A 15,326-nucleotide genomic window follows, 5' to 3' on the forward strand; every position below is an offset into this window, starting at 1 on the left:
GGTTAAGGGGCTTTGCCATGGCGCAACGATATGAAGGCGGATGCATGTGCGGTGCCGTGCGCTATGTCGTGGAGGCCGAACCGCTGAACGAACGCATCTGTCATTGCCGCAGCTGCCAGAAGGCTGTGGGTGCCGCGTTCAACGCGCGGCTGATGTTCCGTGCCGACGAGGTCGAGCTGACCGGGCCGGTGAAGACGGCGTTTTCGTCACCGGGCGTGAAGCGTGGCTTTTGCGCCGAATGCGGCACCACCGTGCTGTCTGGGCGCGAGGCGGCCGGTGTGCTGGCGGTGACCTCGGGCTCGCTCGACGAGCCCGCCCTGTTCCGCCCGACGGTGCATATCTGGGTGTCGTCGAAGCAGCTCTGGCTCAAGCTCGATGACGGCCTGCCGCAATTTGCCGAGGCAGCACCGGCCTAGGTGCTCAGCTCTGTTCCTGCCGGCACTGCGTGCCGACAGGACGAGGACCAAGAAGCCTATGGCGTCGAAGAAAACATCCGCGGCAAGGGGGTCGTGGCCGCGGATGCCTGTTTTACCTGACCTGGTGGCCCTGCAGGATGCGCTCGACGGGTGCCCAGCCGATATAGCGCGGCTGGGTCCAGCCTTCGGCGGGTTCCAGTGCCTCGACGGCGCGGATGTCGTCGATACGCACTTCGTCCCAGGCATGGATGACACGTCCATCGCCGAGGCAAAGCCCGACATGGCCGTAATTGGTCCTGGCGTCGAACAACTCGCCGCTCATGTCGAAGAAGACGAAGGCACCGCGCGGCGGTTCGCCTGATGGAGTGCCTTTGACGCCATATTCGTCCGCGGATTCCTTGGCGGAGTCGCCGCCGAAGACTTCGATGTCGTTGCTCTCTTCATAGGCGTCCTCGACGAAAGCGAGGCAGCGGAAGCAGTAGTCCTCGTTGCCAAGCTGGGACATGGCCCAGGTGATGACGTTATCGATGTAGTTTTCTGTGCGTGTTTTCACGGAGCAGATATCCTGTTGAGATGGTGAGTGTCTCGATCGTGATCGTGATCGTGATTGTTGCGATGCGCGCCATTCGACCCTCCATTCCAGGACAATAAATTAGTGCGGTCCGGATGTATGCCGAACCTATTGCTGTATGTTGCGAAGCAAGCAGATCTTGCATCGGGGCGCGGCTCATACTGTTATTTATGCACATGGTGGAATACATTATTTGCACTGTGTGTTGCTTGACGTTCCGGAAATCCGAAACTATGTGCGGCTTGGGCAACAGCCCAACCCGTTGGCGGACGACACGAACCGCGCCGGCATTCGCCGGGTCAAAAATCCAAACTTTTGGAACTGCCATGACCGAACAGATATCTTCGGCCTCCGAGGTCTCATTGCGACGCATCTCCTCGCGGACCGTCTATGAAGTCTGCGAACTCAGCGAGACGCTGAGCGAAGCCCAGCGCAACAAGGTGGCCGACAATGGCACCTCGATCGCCGAGGCACATTTTTCCGAAAACGCATGGTTTCGCGCCGTTTATGCCGACGACACGCCAATCGGCTTCGTCATGCTGCATATCGGCTCCGACCACGACGTCATCGACTGCCCCGGCGCCTTCCTGTGGCGCTTCATGATCGCCGGCCCCTTCCAGCGCATGGGCTTCGGCGAGAAGGCGATCGTGCTCGTCGCGCGTGAGATGAAGGCACGGGGTTTTGCCGAGCTGTTCACCAGCTATGGCCTCGGCGAGGCGAGCCCGGAAGGCTTCTACAAGCGCCTCGGTTTCGTCACCACCGGCGAGGCCTATGACGACGAAGTCGAAGCCGTGCTGAAGTTCGCGAACTGACCAACGGCGCGGGCCGGGCGACCTCAACCACGGCCCGCGCTTTCCATCTCGCCCAGTTCGCGCAGCGGACGCTCGATCCTTTCCATCTGGCTGGCGATGGGCAAGGTTCCGTCGAGCACGATGTCGGCGGCCTCGATCAGTTCCTTGTCGTCGAACATTTCGTGCCCGCCATCGGCGTAGAAACTGAGGTCGTCGAACAGATCCTCGAGGGAAAGCCCGTCCGTGGCGGCGTAGTCGCGGACCAGCCGCCGGCACAGCGCGACGTCCCTGGGCAGGCTGACATGCAGGGCGAGGTCGATCCATCGGGCGGTCTGCGCATGGAGGCGGCCAAACGGAGCGTCGAAGAAGACGAGTTTTGTTGGAAGCAGCCGATCCTGTGTGACCGGGTGAGCGATGGCCGCGCCCCGCTTCAGGGCTTTGAGAGCCGTTGCCAGCTGTCGATAATCCCAGGCGCCGTAGTCGCGCCAGTTGCGATGCCATTCAAGATAGTCATGGGCAAGATAGTCATGGGGATGGCTCGATACGCTGTCGAAGTCGTCCCAGCAGAGATGGCTGCTGCTGAAACGATCGACCAGTGCGCGTGTGAGCGTAGTCTTTCCGGCTCCGGAAATCCCGGAAATAGCGATGATCATGGGCATGCGCGACATCTCGGGGAAGATGATGACGCCAGCATTGCGCAATGTCGAAGCGCTCAGCTGTTGCCGGCATCGCCCCTGACGAGAGCGAGGAATTCGCGCGCGGCGCGGGTGGCGTATCGCTCCTTGTGGCGCAGCACGAAGAAGCTGCGGGTTGGCAGGGCGAAGTCGATGGCGACGAGCGTGCCGGCCTTGAGCGAGGCGTGGGCGACGAGGCGCGACATGATGGCGACGCCGGCACCTGCTTCCACCGCGGCGCGCACGGATTCGTTCGATGGCAGTTCGAGCGCGATGTCGAGGCTGCCGGTTTCGACACCGCGTAGCGCCCTGATTGCTTCGAAATGGGCACGTGTGCCCGAGCCTTGCTCGCGCACGATCCAACGCTGCGACTTGAGGTCTTCAGACGTGGAAGGTGGCACGACGGTCCATGGATGGCCAGGGGCGGCGACCAGCACCAACTCGTCTTCGGCGACCGGTTCGATGGCAAGTGCCGGGTCGTCGACTTCACCCTCGACAAAACCGAGATCGGCCGAGCCGTCATGGATCTGCGCCGCCACCGTTTCGGTGTTGCCGATGGTGATGGCAAGCGCGACGCCGGGAAAGCGCGATTGGAAACCATGGGCGATGATAGGCAGCCAGTAATTGGCGACCGTCTGGCTGCCGGCAAGCTTGAGCGAGCCGCGCTTCAACCCGGCGAGGTCGGCAAGCACCACTTCTGCTGAGCCCGCCCGGGCGAGCACGGCGCGTGCCTCGGACAGGAAGATGCGGCCGGCGTCGGTAAGCACGATGCGGCGGCCGACCCGGTCAAACAGTTTTGTCTGGTAGCGTGCTTCCAGAGCCGAGACCGCGGCACTCGTCGCCGACTGTGTCAGGTTCAGCGCCTGGGCCGCTTGGGTGACATGTTCGCGTTCGGCGACCGCAACGAAGATCCTGAGCTGTTCGAGGGTCACGGCTTTCCTTTCGGTCTCAGCCCAGAAGCTTGACCAGCATTAGAGAGAAAGTCGCGATGAAAAGGAACGCGGCAAGGCCAAGAAAGAGTGGACGCAGCCCCTTGGCCCGGAGCTTGCGGATGTCGGTTTCAAGGCCCATGGCGGCCAGTGCCATGGTGAGCAGGAAAGTGGTGAGTGAGACGATCCACGCCTTTGCCTCGGCGGGGATGTCGATGAGGCTGTTGATGCCGACCATGGCGACAAAGCCGAGCACGAACCAGGGCATCGGGGCAGAAGGGCTGCTTTGGGCCGCGCGCGACGACTTCGCGCGCTGGCGGGCGGCCACGCCGAGCGCGATCACCACCGGCGCCAGCACCATGACACGGGTGAGCTTTGCCACCGTGCCGAACTCGCCCGCCTGCTGGCCGTCCTGGAAGCTCGCGGCGACGACCTGGGCGATCTCGTGGATCGAGGCGCCGGCCCACAGCCCATAGGCATGCGGTCCGAGCTGGAGCAGCCCTGGCAACAGCGGGTAGACGAACATTGCGATCGAGCCGAAGACGGTGACGCAGGCAACCGCATAAGCGACATCCTCGTCGGGCGCCTTGGTCACCGTGTTGGTGGCGATGACGGCGGAGGCGCCGCAGATCGAGGTGCCGGCGGCGATCAGTTCGGCGAGCTTTTGGTCGACGCCGATCAGCCTGCCGAGCCGCACGGTGAAGGTGAAGGTGGCGACAAGCGTTGCCGCGATGATGGCGATGCCGGTAGCGCCGACCTCGGCGACCTGGCTCGCGGTCAGCTGCAACCCAAGCAGGATGATGGCAAAACGCAGCACCTTGCGCATCGAAAACGCCACGCCGGGCCTCGCTGCCGCAGGCGTGCCGACAAGATTGTGGAAGGCGATGCCCAGGACGATGGCGATGATCATCGGGCTGAAGGAGGACAGGCCCGGCAGATGGCGCAGCGCAAAGGCGAGGGCGGCGATGCCTGCAGCAAGCAGCAGTCCGGGTAGCAGCCTGGCACTGTCGCGATCATCGCGCGCCGCCTGGCGCCGCGTCTGGCTGGGGCCAGCCGGGATTGGGGTTTCAGTGCGGGCGAGAGCGTTCATGGACTTGGACCTGTCGATTTCAGGTGCAAGCTATGCGTCGACTTCTGATCAATCCAACGCGTAATATCGTTTGAATCGTTCGATTGGAGTGATTGGTTGGAGCGCAGGTTGCTGACGCGCTTGTCGGCTGTCGCGGTGCCTAGGTTCCGCCAGTGCGTGGCTTGAACTCGATCGCCTTGAAACGGGCTCGGACCGCTCGCCAAAACCGCTTCATAGGCAAAGCCGATGATTTTCAGGCAGAGACCTGATCTTCTTCAACGTCTTGGTGGATCCGGTATCCCAGGAGCTTTTTCGATGCCTTGGCCCGACACCCTGCCATGTGAGCAAGGACGGTCAGAAGTGCCTGGTCCTGGCGGTGATTGCTCCGATCGGATCCATGGGGTGCGATGCACTCTTTGATCAGGGACAGGTTCGCCCATCGCTCGAGCAGATCCGTGGCCAAGGGGTTGCGAGTGTCGAAGGCAATGCATGCCCCGTTCAGGTTCGCCGCTTCGGACTTCCAACCTGCCGGCAGGCCGAGATAGCGGAGCATGTCAGGATGCGTCCACGCACCAAGCGTTCCTGAGGAACTGGCGCTGTAGTAGCCGAACCGCTCGGTCTCCCGGCGTAACTGAAGCAGCGGCTCAGCGATGATGTTGCCAGCGTCCATCCAGCAGACGATGCCGGGCCTTTCCTGGGCAACAGTCCGGATGATCTGCGGCTTCCATGCATATTGGCCAGCCGAGTTGTGGATGTCGACGAAAGCGGGGTAGCTGGCGAAATCGAACCGTCTGAGCTCGCAGCCAAGGTCCGTAACGGACGCTCGTTGATCCGCTGTCAGGCCGAGGTCGTAGACAATGACTGATGTCGTGGGTTCGTGTTGGCGCGCGCTCGCCAGCAGATTGAGCAGTGAGCGCGCATGACTGCTGTCGCTGGCAGTAACCAGCGCCATGGCAGAGGCGGACTTTCTGTATATCTCGATGAGCTTATTTAGCACCAGCGCTGCAAGCCTTTCCGAATTTCAGTAGAGCCGGAACGGCCTGCTTGATTCTCGGTGGCTTACATAGATTGGGCTCTTGCATTACGCCAGTCTGTCTGGGTTTGGCAAGATTTTCCGGTGGGCGCCGCTGCGGGTCTGGTTGGGCGGTCCAAGGCGCATTTCACGCCACCTTGGCGTCTGGTATCTCTCTGGCCTCCGTTCCTCTTGCCAGTCGAGTCGCCAATGCCTGTTTATGAGCTTGCAGCACTGGGTGCGGCGACATGCTGGGCCATCACCGGGTTGATTTCGGCGGGGCCAGCCGGGCATCTCGGCGCGCCGGCGTTCAACCGGCTGCGTCAGCTCTTCGTCACCGGGCTGCTGGCACTCTATGTGCTGGCGACCGGCACATGGCGCGAACTCGACGCCAGCGTTGCCGGGCCGCTGTTACTTTCGGGCCTGATCGGCATCTTCGCCGGTGACACGCTGCTGTTTGCGGCGTTGAACCGGCTCGGCCCTCGCCGCTCCGGCATCCTGTTTGCCCTGAACGCGCCGATTGCCGCCGTGCTTGGCTGGCTGATGCTGGGCGAAGACCTTTCCGCCAAGGCCGCAGCCGGCATCGGCCTGACGGTCGCCGGCGTGCTGCTGGCGATCCTGTTTGGCAAGCGCCGCGACCAGCTGCATGCCTGGGAAACGGTGAAGGGGCCGCTGTGGATCGGCGTGGCGCTGGGGCTCGGGGCCGCGACCGGCCAGGCGATCGGCTCGATCATCGCGCGGCCCGTCATGGCGACGGGCATCGACCCGTTCCTGGCATCGATGCTGCGCGTCGGCATTGCCGCCTTCTGCCTAACGGTGCTGCTGCAACTGCCGATCCCCGCGGTGAAGCCGAAGGGGCCTCTGACCTGGAAGGTGGCGTTGCTGACGGCGCTGACCGGCTTCATCGCGCTTGCCGTCGGCATGACGCTGCTGTTGTTTGCGCTGTCTGGCGGCAAGGTCGGCATCGTCTCGACGCTTTCGGCGACGTCGCCTGTCATCATCCTGCCGATGCTGTGGGCGCGGACCGGTGAACGCCCCGCCGGCGGCGCCTGGGCGGGTGCGGCACTGGTGGTTGCCGGCATGGCGCTGCTGTTCATGAAATGAGGCTGGGGTGCGGCGAGCGCGGTTTTCAGCAGGATTTGTCAAAGCCGTTCGTGCCACTATCCGCACCGCATCGCCACTGTGGCGAGGCCAATGAGACAGGGTGCGGCCATGCTCCATGCTCTTGCGGCGAGGGTTTCGTTGTGCGCGAACTGACAGCCATGCCCGACGCGGTTGCGGCAGCCTTCGATGCGTTTCCGTCACCGGTGCGGGCGCGGTTGCTCGAGGTGCGCGCCTTGATCCTTGCCACGGCGGCCCAGACCCCAGGTGTCGGGCCGCTGACCGAAACGCTGAAATGGGGCGAACCTGCCTACCTGACCGAAGCCAGCGGAAGCGGCACCACCATCCGCCTCGGCTGGCCGAAGCCAGAAGGGCAAACATGTGCGGTGTTCGTCAACTGCCGCACCACGCTGGTCGAGCATTTCCGGGCGCATTTCGGAGATGTCTTCACCTATCAGGGCAACAGGGCGATCCTGCTCGACGCATCCGGTCCACTGCCGACAGAACCGCTGGCGATCTGCCTGGCGATGGCCTTGACGTATCACCGACGGCCGCGCTGACGCTTGCAGTGCTCAGTGCAGCTTCGTCACCAGCCTGACCAGCCAGTCGGTCAGGCCCTTGTAGGGCGGGCGGATCAGGTCGCTGGCCGACGGCTGGTATTTGCGCAGCACCGGCATCGCCTTGGAGAAGGTGAGAAAACCTTCGCGGCCATGGTAATGGCCCATGCCGGAGGCGCCGACGCCGCCGAAGGGCAGGTCGGCGCAGGCGAACTGGTAGAGCGTGTCGTTGACACAGACCCCGCCGGCAACGATGCGCTGTAACATCGCCTCGATCTCGGCCTTGTCTTCGCCAAAGCAATAGAGCGCCAGCTGCCGGTCGCGCCCGAGCACGTAGACGGTGGCCTCGTTGAGTGAGCCATAGCCGATGACCGGCAGGATCGGACCGAAAATCTCGTCGCGCATAACGGCGCTGTCAGGGGCGGGATCCAGCACCACCGTCGGGGCAAGCAGGCGCACGCGCCCTGAAGGCAGCGAGGTCGTGTCGAGCAGGGGAACCTGCTCGAAGCCACGCGTCGCCGAATCGTCGAGCAGGCCTGTCAGGCGGGCGTACTGGCTGTCGTTGATAACAGAGGTGTAGTCGTCAAAACCCTGGCGCGCATTGTAGCGGGCGCTGACCTCCTGCTTGAGCAGGCGGACGAACTCGTCGCGCTTGTCTTTCGGCACGAGCACGTAGTCGGGCGCGATGCAGGTCTGGCCGGCATTGAAGAATTTGCCAGTGGCGATTCGCCGTGCCGCTCGCTCGAGATGGGCGCTGGGGGCGACAATGGCCGGCGACTTGCCGCCGAGCTCGAGCGTGACGGGCGTGAGGTTGCGGGCTGCAGCGGCCATGACCTTGCGGCCGACAGCGGTCGAGCCGGTGAAGAACAGGTGGTCGAAGGGCAGTTCGGAGAAGGCGGCCGACAGTTCGGCACCGCCGGTGGCGACCGCGACGCGTGACGCCGGGAAGACTTCGGCCAGTAGCGACTGCAGGAAGACGGCGGTGCGCGGCGTGTGTTCGGATGGCTTGAGGAAGACATGGTTGCCTGCTGCGATGGCCGCTATCAGCGGCGCCAGCGCCAGGTTCACCGGATAGTTCCACGGCGCGATGATGCCGACGACGCCAAGCGGCACGTGGCGGATCTCGGCGCTGGCCGGCAGAAGCTTCCAGCCGGCCGAACGGCGCTCCGGCTTCATCCAGGATTTCAGCTTGCGCAGCGTGTGCCTGATTTCCGACAACACGACGCTGCCCTCGCCGAGCAGGCTCTCATGGCGGGAGCGGTGGCCGAAATCGGCGCTGATGGCCTCGACCATCTCGTCCAGGCGCACGGTGAAGGCGCGCTGCAGGCGCTTGAGGTCTTGGACGCGCTGGGCATAGGCCGGCCGCGTTTCGAGCCAGGCTGCGCGCAGCGTCTCGAAGGTAGTCCCGATATCGGGCTGGCTGTCGTTAGCCTTCAGCATCGTTTTCCGTCGAGCGGGCGAAGAGATACTGCGCGGCATAATAGGTGCCGAGCACCCAGATGGCATTATAGGGAATGTTCCAGCGGAAGCGGCCAATAAGCAAGCACGGTGTCGCTGACCATGAAGAACAGGCCGCCGAGCGCGGCAAGGCGCGCGGCCCGCTGCCTTGGCGTTCCGGCAAGCTGGCGGTCGCGTGACAGCGCCTGGGCGGCCATGGCGGCCAACACCAGCGCGTAGATCGCCACTGGAATGCGCATCGGTGAAGGCAGATGCGACCACAGCCCGGCGAAGACGGCAGCCGCAAGGATCGCGAACAGGGCGAAGATCGCCACGTGGCTGCCGAACCTGGAATCGCGGGTCAGTGCCCAGATATAGGCGCAGTGGGTGAGCAGGAAGCAAACAAGGCCGGCAAGGAAATAGTCGCCCGGCAGCATCAGGAAGAAATCGCCGGCCGCGGCGAAGCCGAGGCCAACTGCGATCGGCACGCCATAGGCGCGCGCGCCCATACCGCGGAGGACAGCGACAAGCAGAAGCAGCGTCGCTGTCGGTTTGGTCAGGTAATGCAGCCAGCGCCAGGGCGATGTGTCGTCTGGCGCGATCAGGCTGCCAACAATGGCCAGGACCGCGCAGATGGCGAACAGCCAGTAGAGCGCTGCACTGTTGCGTGTTGCCGTATCCATGCCGCGCGCTCCCCTCGTGCTGCCGATGCCAGGATAAGCCAATGTTTTCGACGGTTTGTCCAGTTACCGGAACGTAAGGTGCGGGAAGGCAACAAAGGCGAGGGTCACCGCGCCGTTGTGCAAATGCGATACGCGTCGAGCATAACGAGCTGTAAGGCAAATTGCGGTTTACGTTTCGTTCACCATCGCCTACACCGCGACCTCCCTGAAGCCCCGCCGGTGATTTGCGCCCAGATGCAGAACAAATCCATCCGCTTTCGCGCCCGTTCATTCGTCGCCTTCGCGCTTGTGCCCGAGGCGCCGCTGGAGCAGTGGCTGCTGGATCTCGACCGCTGGATCGAGAATTCTCCCGGCTTTTTCAAGGGCCGGCCGGTGGTGCTCGACCTCAATACGCTGAAGCCGCAGGCCGGCGAAATCAGCGCCCTGGTGGCGCTGATCGCCGACCGTGGCATCAGGACTTATGCGATCGAGGCCGACCATATCGATTCGCTCGGTAACGATCTGCCGCCGATGCTGGCCGGTGCCAGGAAGACGATGATCGAGGAAGAACAGGTCGACGCCGAAGCGCTGGCACAGGCCGAGCAGCAGGCCAAGACGGCGCAGTCGCCGTCGAACACGCTGATCGTCGACCAGCCCGTGCGCTCCGGCCAGTCGATCGTGCATCCGCATGGCGACGTGATCGTGATGGGCTCGGCCAGTTTCGGCTCCGAAATCCTCGCCGGCGGCTCGATCCACGTCTACGGCACGCTGCGCGGCCGCGCCTTTGCCGGCGCCTGGGGCGACCGCAGCGCGCGCATCTTCTGCCGTCGCAACGAGGCCGAGCTCCTGGCGGTGGACGGCTGGTACCGCACAGCCGAGGACATGGAGCCGTCGATGCATGGCAAGGCGATCCAGGTCCACCTGGAAGACAACGCCATTCAGGTCGCGCCCCTCAATTGACAAACGGAGACAGCATCATGGGCAAGGTAGTGGTCGTCACATCTGGCAAGGGCGGCGTCGGCAAGACGACCTCGACGGCCGCTCTCGGCGCCGTGCTGGCCCAGTCCGGCAAGAAGGTGGTGCTGATCGATTTCGACGTCGGCCTGCGCAACCTCGATCTGGTGATGGGGGCCGAGCGCCGCGTGGTCTTCGACCTCGTCAACGTCACCCAAGGCCAGGCCAAGCTGTCGCAGGCGCTGATCCGCGACAAGCGCGTCGAATCGCTGTTTTTGCTGCCGGCCTCGCAGACCCGCGACAAGGACGCGTTGACCGAAGAAGGCGTCGCCAGCGTCATCAACACGCTGCGCGAAAAGTTCGACTACGTTTTGTGCGATAGCCCCGCCGGCATCGAGCGCGGCGCCCAACTGGCCATGCGCTTTGCCGACGAGGCGGTCATCGTCACCAATCCCGAAGTCAGCTCGGTGCGCGATTCCGATCGCATCATCGGCCTGCTCGATTCCAAGACGCTGAAGGCCGAGCAGGGCGAAAGCGTCACCAAGCACGTGCTGGTCACCCGCTATGACGCCGGCCGCGCCGCCCGTGGCGAAATGCTCAGCATTGCCGACGTGCTGGAAATCCTGTCGGTGCCGCTGCTCGGCATCATCCCCGAGAACCAGGGCGTGCTGCGCGCCTCCAATGTCGGTTCGCCGGTGACACTCAACGAGCCGACAAATGCGGCGGCTCGTGCCTATGCCGACGCCGCCAGGCGCTTGCAGGGCGACGACGTGCCGATGGTCACGCCGGTCGAGAAGAAAGGTCTCCTTAACCGTCTTCTGGGAAGGAGGGTCGCATGAAGCTACTCGATTTTTTCAAGCGCGGCGGCAGCGCACCGGTGGCGCGCGAACGCCTGCAGGTGCTGCTCGCCTATGAGCGCAACAACCGCAACCAGCCCGATCTCGTCGCTGTGCTGCGCGAGGAGATCATCGCGGTGATCGCCAAGCACGTCCAGGTCAACCAGGACGACGTCAAGATCACCATGGATCGCGGCGCCACCACCTCGACGCTGGAAATCGACATCCACATCCCCAACGCCGGCATCAAGGCGTCACCGGCGATCTGAGCGCGAAAGCGGCCCTGGCAAGGCTGCCTGATCGGTGGAGGGGTTCCGGCCGTCAGTCGGGGCAGGCGGGCCCTATGCCTTGCAGGTGGCGAACAGGTCTTTCGCCGCCTCGCGCGTGCCGTCGAGCGGAAACTCCGCGGAACCGTCCCCGACGACGACCCGAAGCTTGGTCCGGGACGTAAGCAGGTCGACAAGCCGCTCGTCGAGCACAGCCTTGCCGATCAACAGGTGCAGATCGGCTTCCTCAAGATGCTCGGCCTTGGTGTTGATGGGGACTTCGATGTCGCCCGCGCGGAGGGTGACCACGACCGGCCCGCTCTTATTGGCTGGCTCGAATTCATAGGTGAATACCACCTCCTTGCTTCGGTTCTCGCAGGAGAATGACAACGGGGCATAGTCGCTCTCCGGAGTCCCGTAGATGAGGGACGCCCCGCCATCGCCGCTGGCATTGCCGAACCATCTTATGTCTTCGGCCCGCACTAGCGCTGGTATCAGCAATGCCACGGCAAAAGCAGCGGTGCGAATGTTCATCTGAGCCTCCGTCGTTGCTGCCGAGTGTGGCTGCAACCAGTGCCAGACGCAACCGCGGTCGGTTGCGTCTGGCGCTCAGGCTGTTCCGTCGTGTCGTGCGTTCAGACCAGTCGGCCAAGCAACTGGGTCACCCCGGTAACCAGCCCCAGCAACAGCAGCACGAGCAGAATGTTCACCGACCGCTTGATGAAATAGTACAATGGCCGGTTGGTCGACTTTAGTGCCTTGTTGCGTGCCAGCAGTGGCGCAAGCCAGGCAAAGACCCTGTTGGCCAGGCCACGATTGTCTTCCGGCGTGTTGGGCACCACCGAGGCGCGCGTTATTCCCTGATAGAAGAAGTTGAACAGCGCTCCGATTGGGTTGAGCGGGCGCTTGACGTCGCACATCAAGATGAGGCGATCGGAGTCGGTGTCGTTGCGGACATAGTGCAGGTAGGTCTCGTCGAACATGAGGACCTCGCCATCGCGCCAGCTCTGATTGCGGCCATCGACATTGATGAAGCAGGCGTCCGAGTTGGGTGTGGCAAGGCCAAGATGGTAGCGCAGGGATACGGCAATAGGATCGGCATGTCTGGTGAGTTGCGCGCCCGCCGGCAGGAAGGCGAACATCGCGCCATGCACTGCAGGCACCTGCTGCAGTATCTCAACCGTCCTGGGACAGAGCCGTCTCGCGGAATGGTGCGTGTAGCCGTACCAGTTGAGGTAGAATCGGCTCCAGCCATATTTGAAGAACGTCCGGAAGCCGACATCGTAAGAGCCTGCCGTGCCCGGACGTTTTGTGGCGTCGAAGTAACCCTGGCGCACGAGCTCCAGTCCTTCGTCGCGGATGGTCTGCCAGTTCTGGCGAAGCAGGTCTGTTTCGGGGAACTCGACCGGGTCGAGAACAGCCTTTGAACCACGCGGCAGCGTGGTCATGAACAACACGCAATTGAACGGCGTGAAGATCGGCCAGCCCTTGCGAATGTACTCGGACAGGTTTTTGTAGCGGGCTTCGCCGCGGAACCGGTAGACGTAGACAATACTCGCGGCAACAAGCGCCAGCAAAACCACGGAAACTTGCATAAGTTCTCCTTTGCAACCATTCCGCGCGAGCAAGTAGGGATGGCGCATTACCGCAGCATTGCGCGGCTGGCGCCTTGTGATTGGTCGCTTGTTGTTCCGTCCACGCATAGGTCGTTCCGTTGCCTCCAAGACGGGGTCTTTCCGCCCGGCTAGAGGTCTGGGGCTGGCGTCTCAACGGCCCACCAGGCCGCCGGCATTTGTCGGCTCTCGCGCGGAGGTTGGCGAATGGCAGGAAACGCAAGGTTTCGAATGCGGGTGCGGTCTATCTGCATGGCGGCGCAGGTTGTGGCCTGCACGACGGCCACCGAGTCGAGCTTCGAAGGCCCCGATTATTCCGACGACACCCGCAAGCTGGAAAAGCGGATGATGGCGGAGGCGGCAGCCCTTGGTACCACGCAAGGGGTGGCGGGTGCCGCGGCCTCGATGCTTCCGATGGGCGCAATCAGCCTCGTCACCACGACAGCGGGCCGGGCCGGGCGCGATGCGATGATCATCCGCCACGACAAGCTGATGCGCGCGCAGATCGAACGCGACAATGCCGAATTCTACAAGCGCTACGGCATATCAGACGCAGACGCGGGGCCCGCTGTCGCTGACCAGAGCGCGGGCGGCCCGAGGCGTTGCGCCAGGCGAGGCGGGGTGAAGCGGTGTTGAGGGAGCTTGCGAGGCGGCAGGTGTCGTAGCCGCCAAGATGCCGGCCATCGCTGGGCCGGATCCGACGCCCGGTGCAAGTCGCGTGCTGCCGCCAGCTACGGCGGCATGGCTCTTCACTGCAGCCTGAAATCGCAAATCTCGGCGCTGATGGCGGCGACCTCCTCGCAGAACTGGACGTGGTAGTCGTTGCGGAACGTTGCGAAGTATTCGAGGTTGGGCAGTTCCATCTCGGTATGCACGACGCAGAGCCGGCCGTCAGCGATCATGTTCCTGAAGAAGGCGTGCGGCAGGATGGTGACGCCCATGCCGTGAGCGGCCAGATGGGCCAGCGCCACCATATTGTTGCACGAAATCGTCCGCTTGAACGGCAGGTTGGGGTTGTCGATGACGCTGTGCAGGATCGGCCGCAGGATCGAGCCGGTCGTCTGGATCAGCAGCGGATGCTTGGTGAGGTCGTTCAGTGTCGCATTGTCCTTGCCGCCCAGAAGCTTCGGACTGCACATCCACACCAGTTCGATGGCGCCAAGCGGCGTGCTGACGAATTGTGGCTCCTGGATGACGCGCGGGCAGATGACGAAGTCGAGGCGGCGGTCGACCAGGCGCTCGAGCAGGGACGCGGTGAGGTCGATCTCGGGTTCGAGCGTGATCATCGGATAGCGGTCGAGGATGCCCGACAGCAATTCGGGCAGCCATGACAGCGCGACCAGATCGGTGACGCCGAGGCGGAAGCGGAACGACGGTACCGACGATTTCTTCGCCAGCGAGTTCAGGCGATCATTCAGGCGCAACATTTGCTCGGCGATGGTGCGGATCTCCTCGCCCTTCGTCGTCAGGACCGGCTTGCGCCCGGTGCGGTGGAAAAGCGGCGTCGAAAACTTGGCCTCGAGTTCGCCGATGCGCTTGGAGATTGTCGACTGGACCATGTTCAGATAGTCGGCCGCGGCCTCGAAACTGCCCAGCGTACTGACCCAGTAGAGCGCTTCCATCTGCTTGATCGTGAACATGAATTCCTCCTGATATGAAGAATGGCGATGTCTTCTGATGCATTAATATCGCTTTTCTTCAGGAGGTGACACTCCTATCCCTTTGATGACTGGAGGCCGCTGGTCCGCGGTCGCCAAGGGAGGAGATATCATGACCGTCACCGAACTGCCGTCCGCGGCGCCCGTTTCAGACGAACTGCTGAAGCAATACGCCAATGTCGCGACGTCGATCGTCAGCGACAATCTGGACCGTCTTCCGGGCGCGGTGGGTCTGCTGCCTTATCATGCCGGCGGACAGCTGGTCGGCACGGCGCTGACGGTGCGAACGCGCCGCGGCGACAATCTCGCCATCCATGCGGCGCTGCGCATTGCCCGCCCCGGCGACGTCATCGTCGTCGACGGCGGTGGTGACACAAGCCAGGCGCTGATCGGCGAGATCATCCTGGCCCACGCCGAATCCATCGGTGTCGCCGGCTTCGTCATCGACGGGTCGATCCGCGACGTCGCTGCAATCCGGGCCAGCAAGCTGCCCTGCTACGCCCGCGGCGTCACCCATCGCGGTCCCTACAAGAATGGCCCCGGCGCCATCAACGTCGACGTCGCCATCGGCGGCCTCGTCGTTCATCCGGGCGACCTGGTCGTCGGCGACGAGGACGGCATCGTCGCCCTTTCGCCCAAGGTGGCGGCCGACATCCTGCCCGGCATCCGTGCCCAGGAGGAGAAGGAACGACTGAAGCTGGAGGGCTTCAGGACGGGTGCGCGCCTGCGCGCCGTCTAGCAGCGACGGAATTCACGAAATCAACTAGAACTCGGGAGGAG

18 protein-coding genes and 1 pseudogene are annotated in these 15,326 nt (G+C 63.5%); 9 read left to right on the forward strand and 10 right to left on the reverse strand.

Going from position 1 to position 15,326, the window contains the following annotated elements:
* Positions 1 to 17 precede the first annotated feature (17 nt).
* On the forward strand, positions 18 to 416 hold the full coding sequence (locus IHE39_RS05050) for a GFA family protein (RefSeq protein WP_246485381.1): 399 nt from the start codon (positions 18 to 20) through the stop codon (positions 414 to 416).
* Between the two features lie 112 nt (positions 417 to 528).
* Here IHE39_RS05050 and IHE39_RS05055 read toward each other — a convergent pair whose 3' ends face one another.
* A complete protein-coding gene (locus IHE39_RS05055; protein WP_343070058.1) occupies positions 529 to 969 on the reverse strand; it encodes an NlpC/P60 family protein in 441 nt (146 codons plus the stop codon).
* A 344-nt stretch (positions 970 to 1,313) separates the two neighbouring features.
* Here IHE39_RS05055 and IHE39_RS05060 point away from each other — a divergent pair, with 344 nt between their 5' ends.
* Positions 1,314 to 1,799: a GNAT family N-acetyltransferase gene (locus IHE39_RS05060; protein ID WP_192565700.1), complete on the forward strand. Its 486-nt coding sequence runs from the start codon at positions 1,314 to 1,316 to the stop codon at positions 1,797 to 1,799.
* A 23-nt stretch (positions 1,800 to 1,822) separates the two neighbouring features.
* Here IHE39_RS05060 and IHE39_RS05065 read toward each other — a convergent pair whose 3' ends face one another.
* The 4 genes from IHE39_RS05065 to IHE39_RS05080 all read right to left on the reverse strand — a co-directional run bounded on the left by IHE39_RS05065 (position 1,823) and on the right by IHE39_RS05080 (position 5,447).
* Positions 1,823 to 2,437: a nucleoside/nucleotide kinase family protein gene (locus IHE39_RS05065; protein ID WP_192565701.1), complete on the reverse strand. Its 615-nt coding sequence runs from the start codon at positions 2,435 to 2,437 to the stop codon at positions 1,823 to 1,825.
* A gap of 53 nt (positions 2,438 to 2,490) precedes the next feature.
* Entirely contained in the window at positions 2,491 to 3,384 is an 894-nt protein-coding gene (locus IHE39_RS05070) for a LysR substrate-binding domain-containing protein (protein WP_192565702.1), read from the reverse strand.
* Between the two features lie 16 nt (positions 3,385 to 3,400).
* Positions 3,401 to 4,471, reverse strand: coding sequence for a YeiH family protein (locus IHE39_RS05075; protein ID WP_192565703.1), 1,071 nt, complete (start codon positions 4,469 to 4,471; stop codon positions 3,401 to 3,403).
* 232 nt (positions 4,472 to 4,703) lie between these two features.
* Positions 4,704 to 5,447, reverse strand: coding sequence for a DUF1647 domain-containing protein (locus IHE39_RS05080; protein WP_343070059.1), 744 nt, complete (start codon positions 5,445 to 5,447; stop codon positions 4,704 to 4,706).
* A gap of 225 nt (positions 5,448 to 5,672) precedes the next feature.
* Here IHE39_RS05080 and IHE39_RS05085 point away from each other — a divergent pair, with 225 nt between their 5' ends.
* Both IHE39_RS05085 and IHE39_RS05090 read left to right on the forward strand, forming a co-directional pair.
* Positions 5,673 to 6,566: a DMT family transporter gene (locus IHE39_RS05085; RefSeq protein WP_184768997.1), complete on the forward strand. Its 894-nt coding sequence runs from the start codon at positions 5,673 to 5,675 to the stop codon at positions 6,564 to 6,566.
* 140 nt (positions 6,567 to 6,706) lie between these two features.
* Positions 6,707 to 7,123 carry a DUF1801 domain-containing protein gene (locus IHE39_RS05090; protein WP_343070060.1) on the forward strand — a complete coding sequence of 139 codons (417 nt, stop codon included), beginning with the start codon at positions 6,707 to 6,709 and terminating at the stop codon, positions 7,121 to 7,123.
* 12 nt (positions 7,124 to 7,135) lie between these two features.
* Here IHE39_RS05090 and IHE39_RS05095 read toward each other — a convergent pair whose 3' ends face one another.
* Both IHE39_RS05095 and IHE39_RS05100 read right to left on the reverse strand, forming a co-directional pair.
* A complete protein-coding gene (locus IHE39_RS05095) occupies positions 7,136 to 8,560 on the reverse strand; it encodes a coniferyl aldehyde dehydrogenase (RefSeq protein ID WP_192565705.1) in 1,425 nt (474 codons plus the stop codon).
* Positions 8,547 to 9,240: pseudogene (locus IHE39_RS05100) on the reverse strand (lysoplasmalogenase). Before IHE39_RS05100 ends, IHE39_RS05095 begins: the two are co-directional and overlap by 14 nt.
* Before the next feature lie 234 nt (positions 9,241 to 9,474).
* Here IHE39_RS05100 and minC point away from each other — a divergent pair.
* From minC to minE, 3 genes are read left to right on the forward strand one after another with little or no spacing between them, the layout of a single operon-like run.
* Positions 9,475 to 10,179, forward strand: a complete 705-nt coding sequence (minC, locus tag IHE39_RS05105) for a septum site-determining protein MinC (protein ID WP_192565706.1) — start codon at positions 9,475 to 9,477, stop codon at positions 10,177 to 10,179.
* A gap of 17 nt (positions 10,180 to 10,196) precedes the next feature.
* Positions 10,197 to 11,012 (forward strand): septum site-determining protein MinD, encoded by an 816-nt coding sequence (minD, locus tag IHE39_RS05110; protein WP_192565707.1) that lies wholly within the window; start codon positions 10,197 to 10,199, stop codon positions 11,010 to 11,012.
* Complete coding sequence (gene minE / locus IHE39_RS05115; RefSeq protein ID WP_184769003.1) at positions 11,009 to 11,278, forward strand: cell division topological specificity factor MinE; 270 nt, start codon at positions 11,009 to 11,011, stop codon at positions 11,276 to 11,278. Before minD ends, minE begins: the two co-directional genes overlap by 4 nt.
* Positions 11,279 to 11,350: 72 nt before the next feature.
* On the opposite strand, the gene IHE39_RS05120 is transcribed toward minE, so the two are convergent.
* A complete protein-coding gene (locus tag IHE39_RS05120; RefSeq protein WP_184769004.1) occupies positions 11,351 to 11,809 on the reverse strand; it encodes a hypothetical protein in 459 nt (152 codons plus the stop codon).
* Between the two features lie 101 nt (positions 11,810 to 11,910).
* Entirely contained in the window at positions 11,911 to 12,870 is a 960-nt protein-coding gene (locus tag IHE39_RS05125; RefSeq protein WP_192565708.1) for an aspartyl/asparaginyl beta-hydroxylase domain-containing protein, read from the reverse strand.
* Positions 12,871 to 13,140: 270 nt separating this feature from the next.
* On the opposite strand from IHE39_RS05125, the gene IHE39_RS05130 reads away from it, so the two are divergent.
* Positions 13,141 to 13,524: a hypothetical protein gene (locus IHE39_RS05130; protein ID WP_192565709.1), complete on the forward strand. Its 384-nt coding sequence runs from the start codon at positions 13,141 to 13,143 to the stop codon at positions 13,522 to 13,524.
* A gap of 113 nt (positions 13,525 to 13,637) precedes the next feature.
* Here the strand turns inward: IHE39_RS05130 and IHE39_RS05135 are convergent, their stop codons facing one another.
* Positions 13,638 to 14,528: a LysR family transcriptional regulator gene (locus IHE39_RS05135; protein ID WP_184769007.1), complete on the reverse strand. Its 891-nt coding sequence runs from the start codon at positions 14,526 to 14,528 to the stop codon at positions 13,638 to 13,640.
* A 130-nt stretch (positions 14,529 to 14,658) separates the two neighbouring features.
* Between IHE39_RS05135 and IHE39_RS05140 the strand changes: the two genes are divergently transcribed.
* Positions 14,659 to 15,285, forward strand: coding sequence for an RraA family protein (locus IHE39_RS05140; RefSeq protein ID WP_184769008.1), 627 nt, complete (start codon positions 14,659 to 14,661; stop codon positions 15,283 to 15,285).
* The last annotated feature ends 41 nt before the right edge of the window (positions 15,286 to 15,326 follow it).

This window comes from Aminobacter carboxidus, from assembly GCF_014863355.1.
Taxonomy (GTDB): Bacteria; Pseudomonadota; Alphaproteobacteria; order Rhizobiales; family Rhizobiaceae; genus Aminobacter; species Aminobacter carboxidus.

Bases quoted from the DNA above. Each gene is read 5' to 3' on its own strand.
- IHE39_RS05050 (WP_246485381.1), top strand. From the start codon at position 18: ATGGCGCAACGATATGAAGGCGGATGCATGTGCGGTGCCGTGCGCTAT.
- IHE39_RS05060 (WP_192565700.1), top strand. From the start codon at position 1,314: ATGACCGAACAGATATCTTCGGCCTCCGAGGTCTCATTGCGACGCATC.
- IHE39_RS05065 (WP_192565701.1), bottom strand. From the start codon at position 2,437: ATGCCCATGATCATCGCTATTTCCGGGATTTCCGGAGCCGGAAAGACT.
- IHE39_RS05075 (WP_192565703.1), bottom strand. From the start codon at position 4,471: ATGAACGCTCTCGCCCGCACTGAAACCCCAATCCCGGCTGGCCCCAGC.
- IHE39_RS05085 (WP_184768997.1), top strand. From the start codon at position 5,673: ATGCCTGTTTATGAGCTTGCAGCACTGGGTGCGGCGACATGCTGGGCC.
- IHE39_RS05095 (WP_192565705.1), bottom strand. From the start codon at position 8,560: ATGCTGAAGGCTAACGACAGCCAGCCCGATATCGGGACTACCTTCGAG.
- minC (WP_192565706.1), top strand. From the start codon at position 9,475: ATGCAGAACAAATCCATCCGCTTTCGCGCCCGTTCATTCGTCGCCTTC.
- minD (WP_192565707.1), top strand. From the start codon at position 10,197: ATGGGCAAGGTAGTGGTCGTCACATCTGGCAAGGGCGGCGTCGGCAAG.
- minE (WP_184769003.1), top strand. From the start codon at position 11,009: ATGAAGCTACTCGATTTTTTCAAGCGCGGCGGCAGCGCACCGGTGGCG.
- IHE39_RS05120 (WP_184769004.1), bottom strand. From the start codon at position 11,809: ATGAACATTCGCACCGCTGCTTTTGCCGTGGCATTGCTGATACCAGCG.
- IHE39_RS05125 (WP_192565708.1), bottom strand. From the start codon at position 12,870: ATGCAAGTTTCCGTGGTTTTGCTGGCGCTTGTTGCCGCGAGTATTGTC.
- IHE39_RS05130 (WP_192565709.1), top strand. From the start codon at position 13,141: ATGGCGGCGCAGGTTGTGGCCTGCACGACGGCCACCGAGTCGAGCTTC.
- IHE39_RS05135 (WP_184769007.1), bottom strand. From the start codon at position 14,528: ATGTTCACGATCAAGCAGATGGAAGCGCTCTACTGGGTCAGTACGCTG.
- IHE39_RS05140 (WP_184769008.1), top strand. From the start codon at position 14,659: ATGACCGTCACCGAACTGCCGTCCGCGGCGCCCGTTTCAGACGAACTG.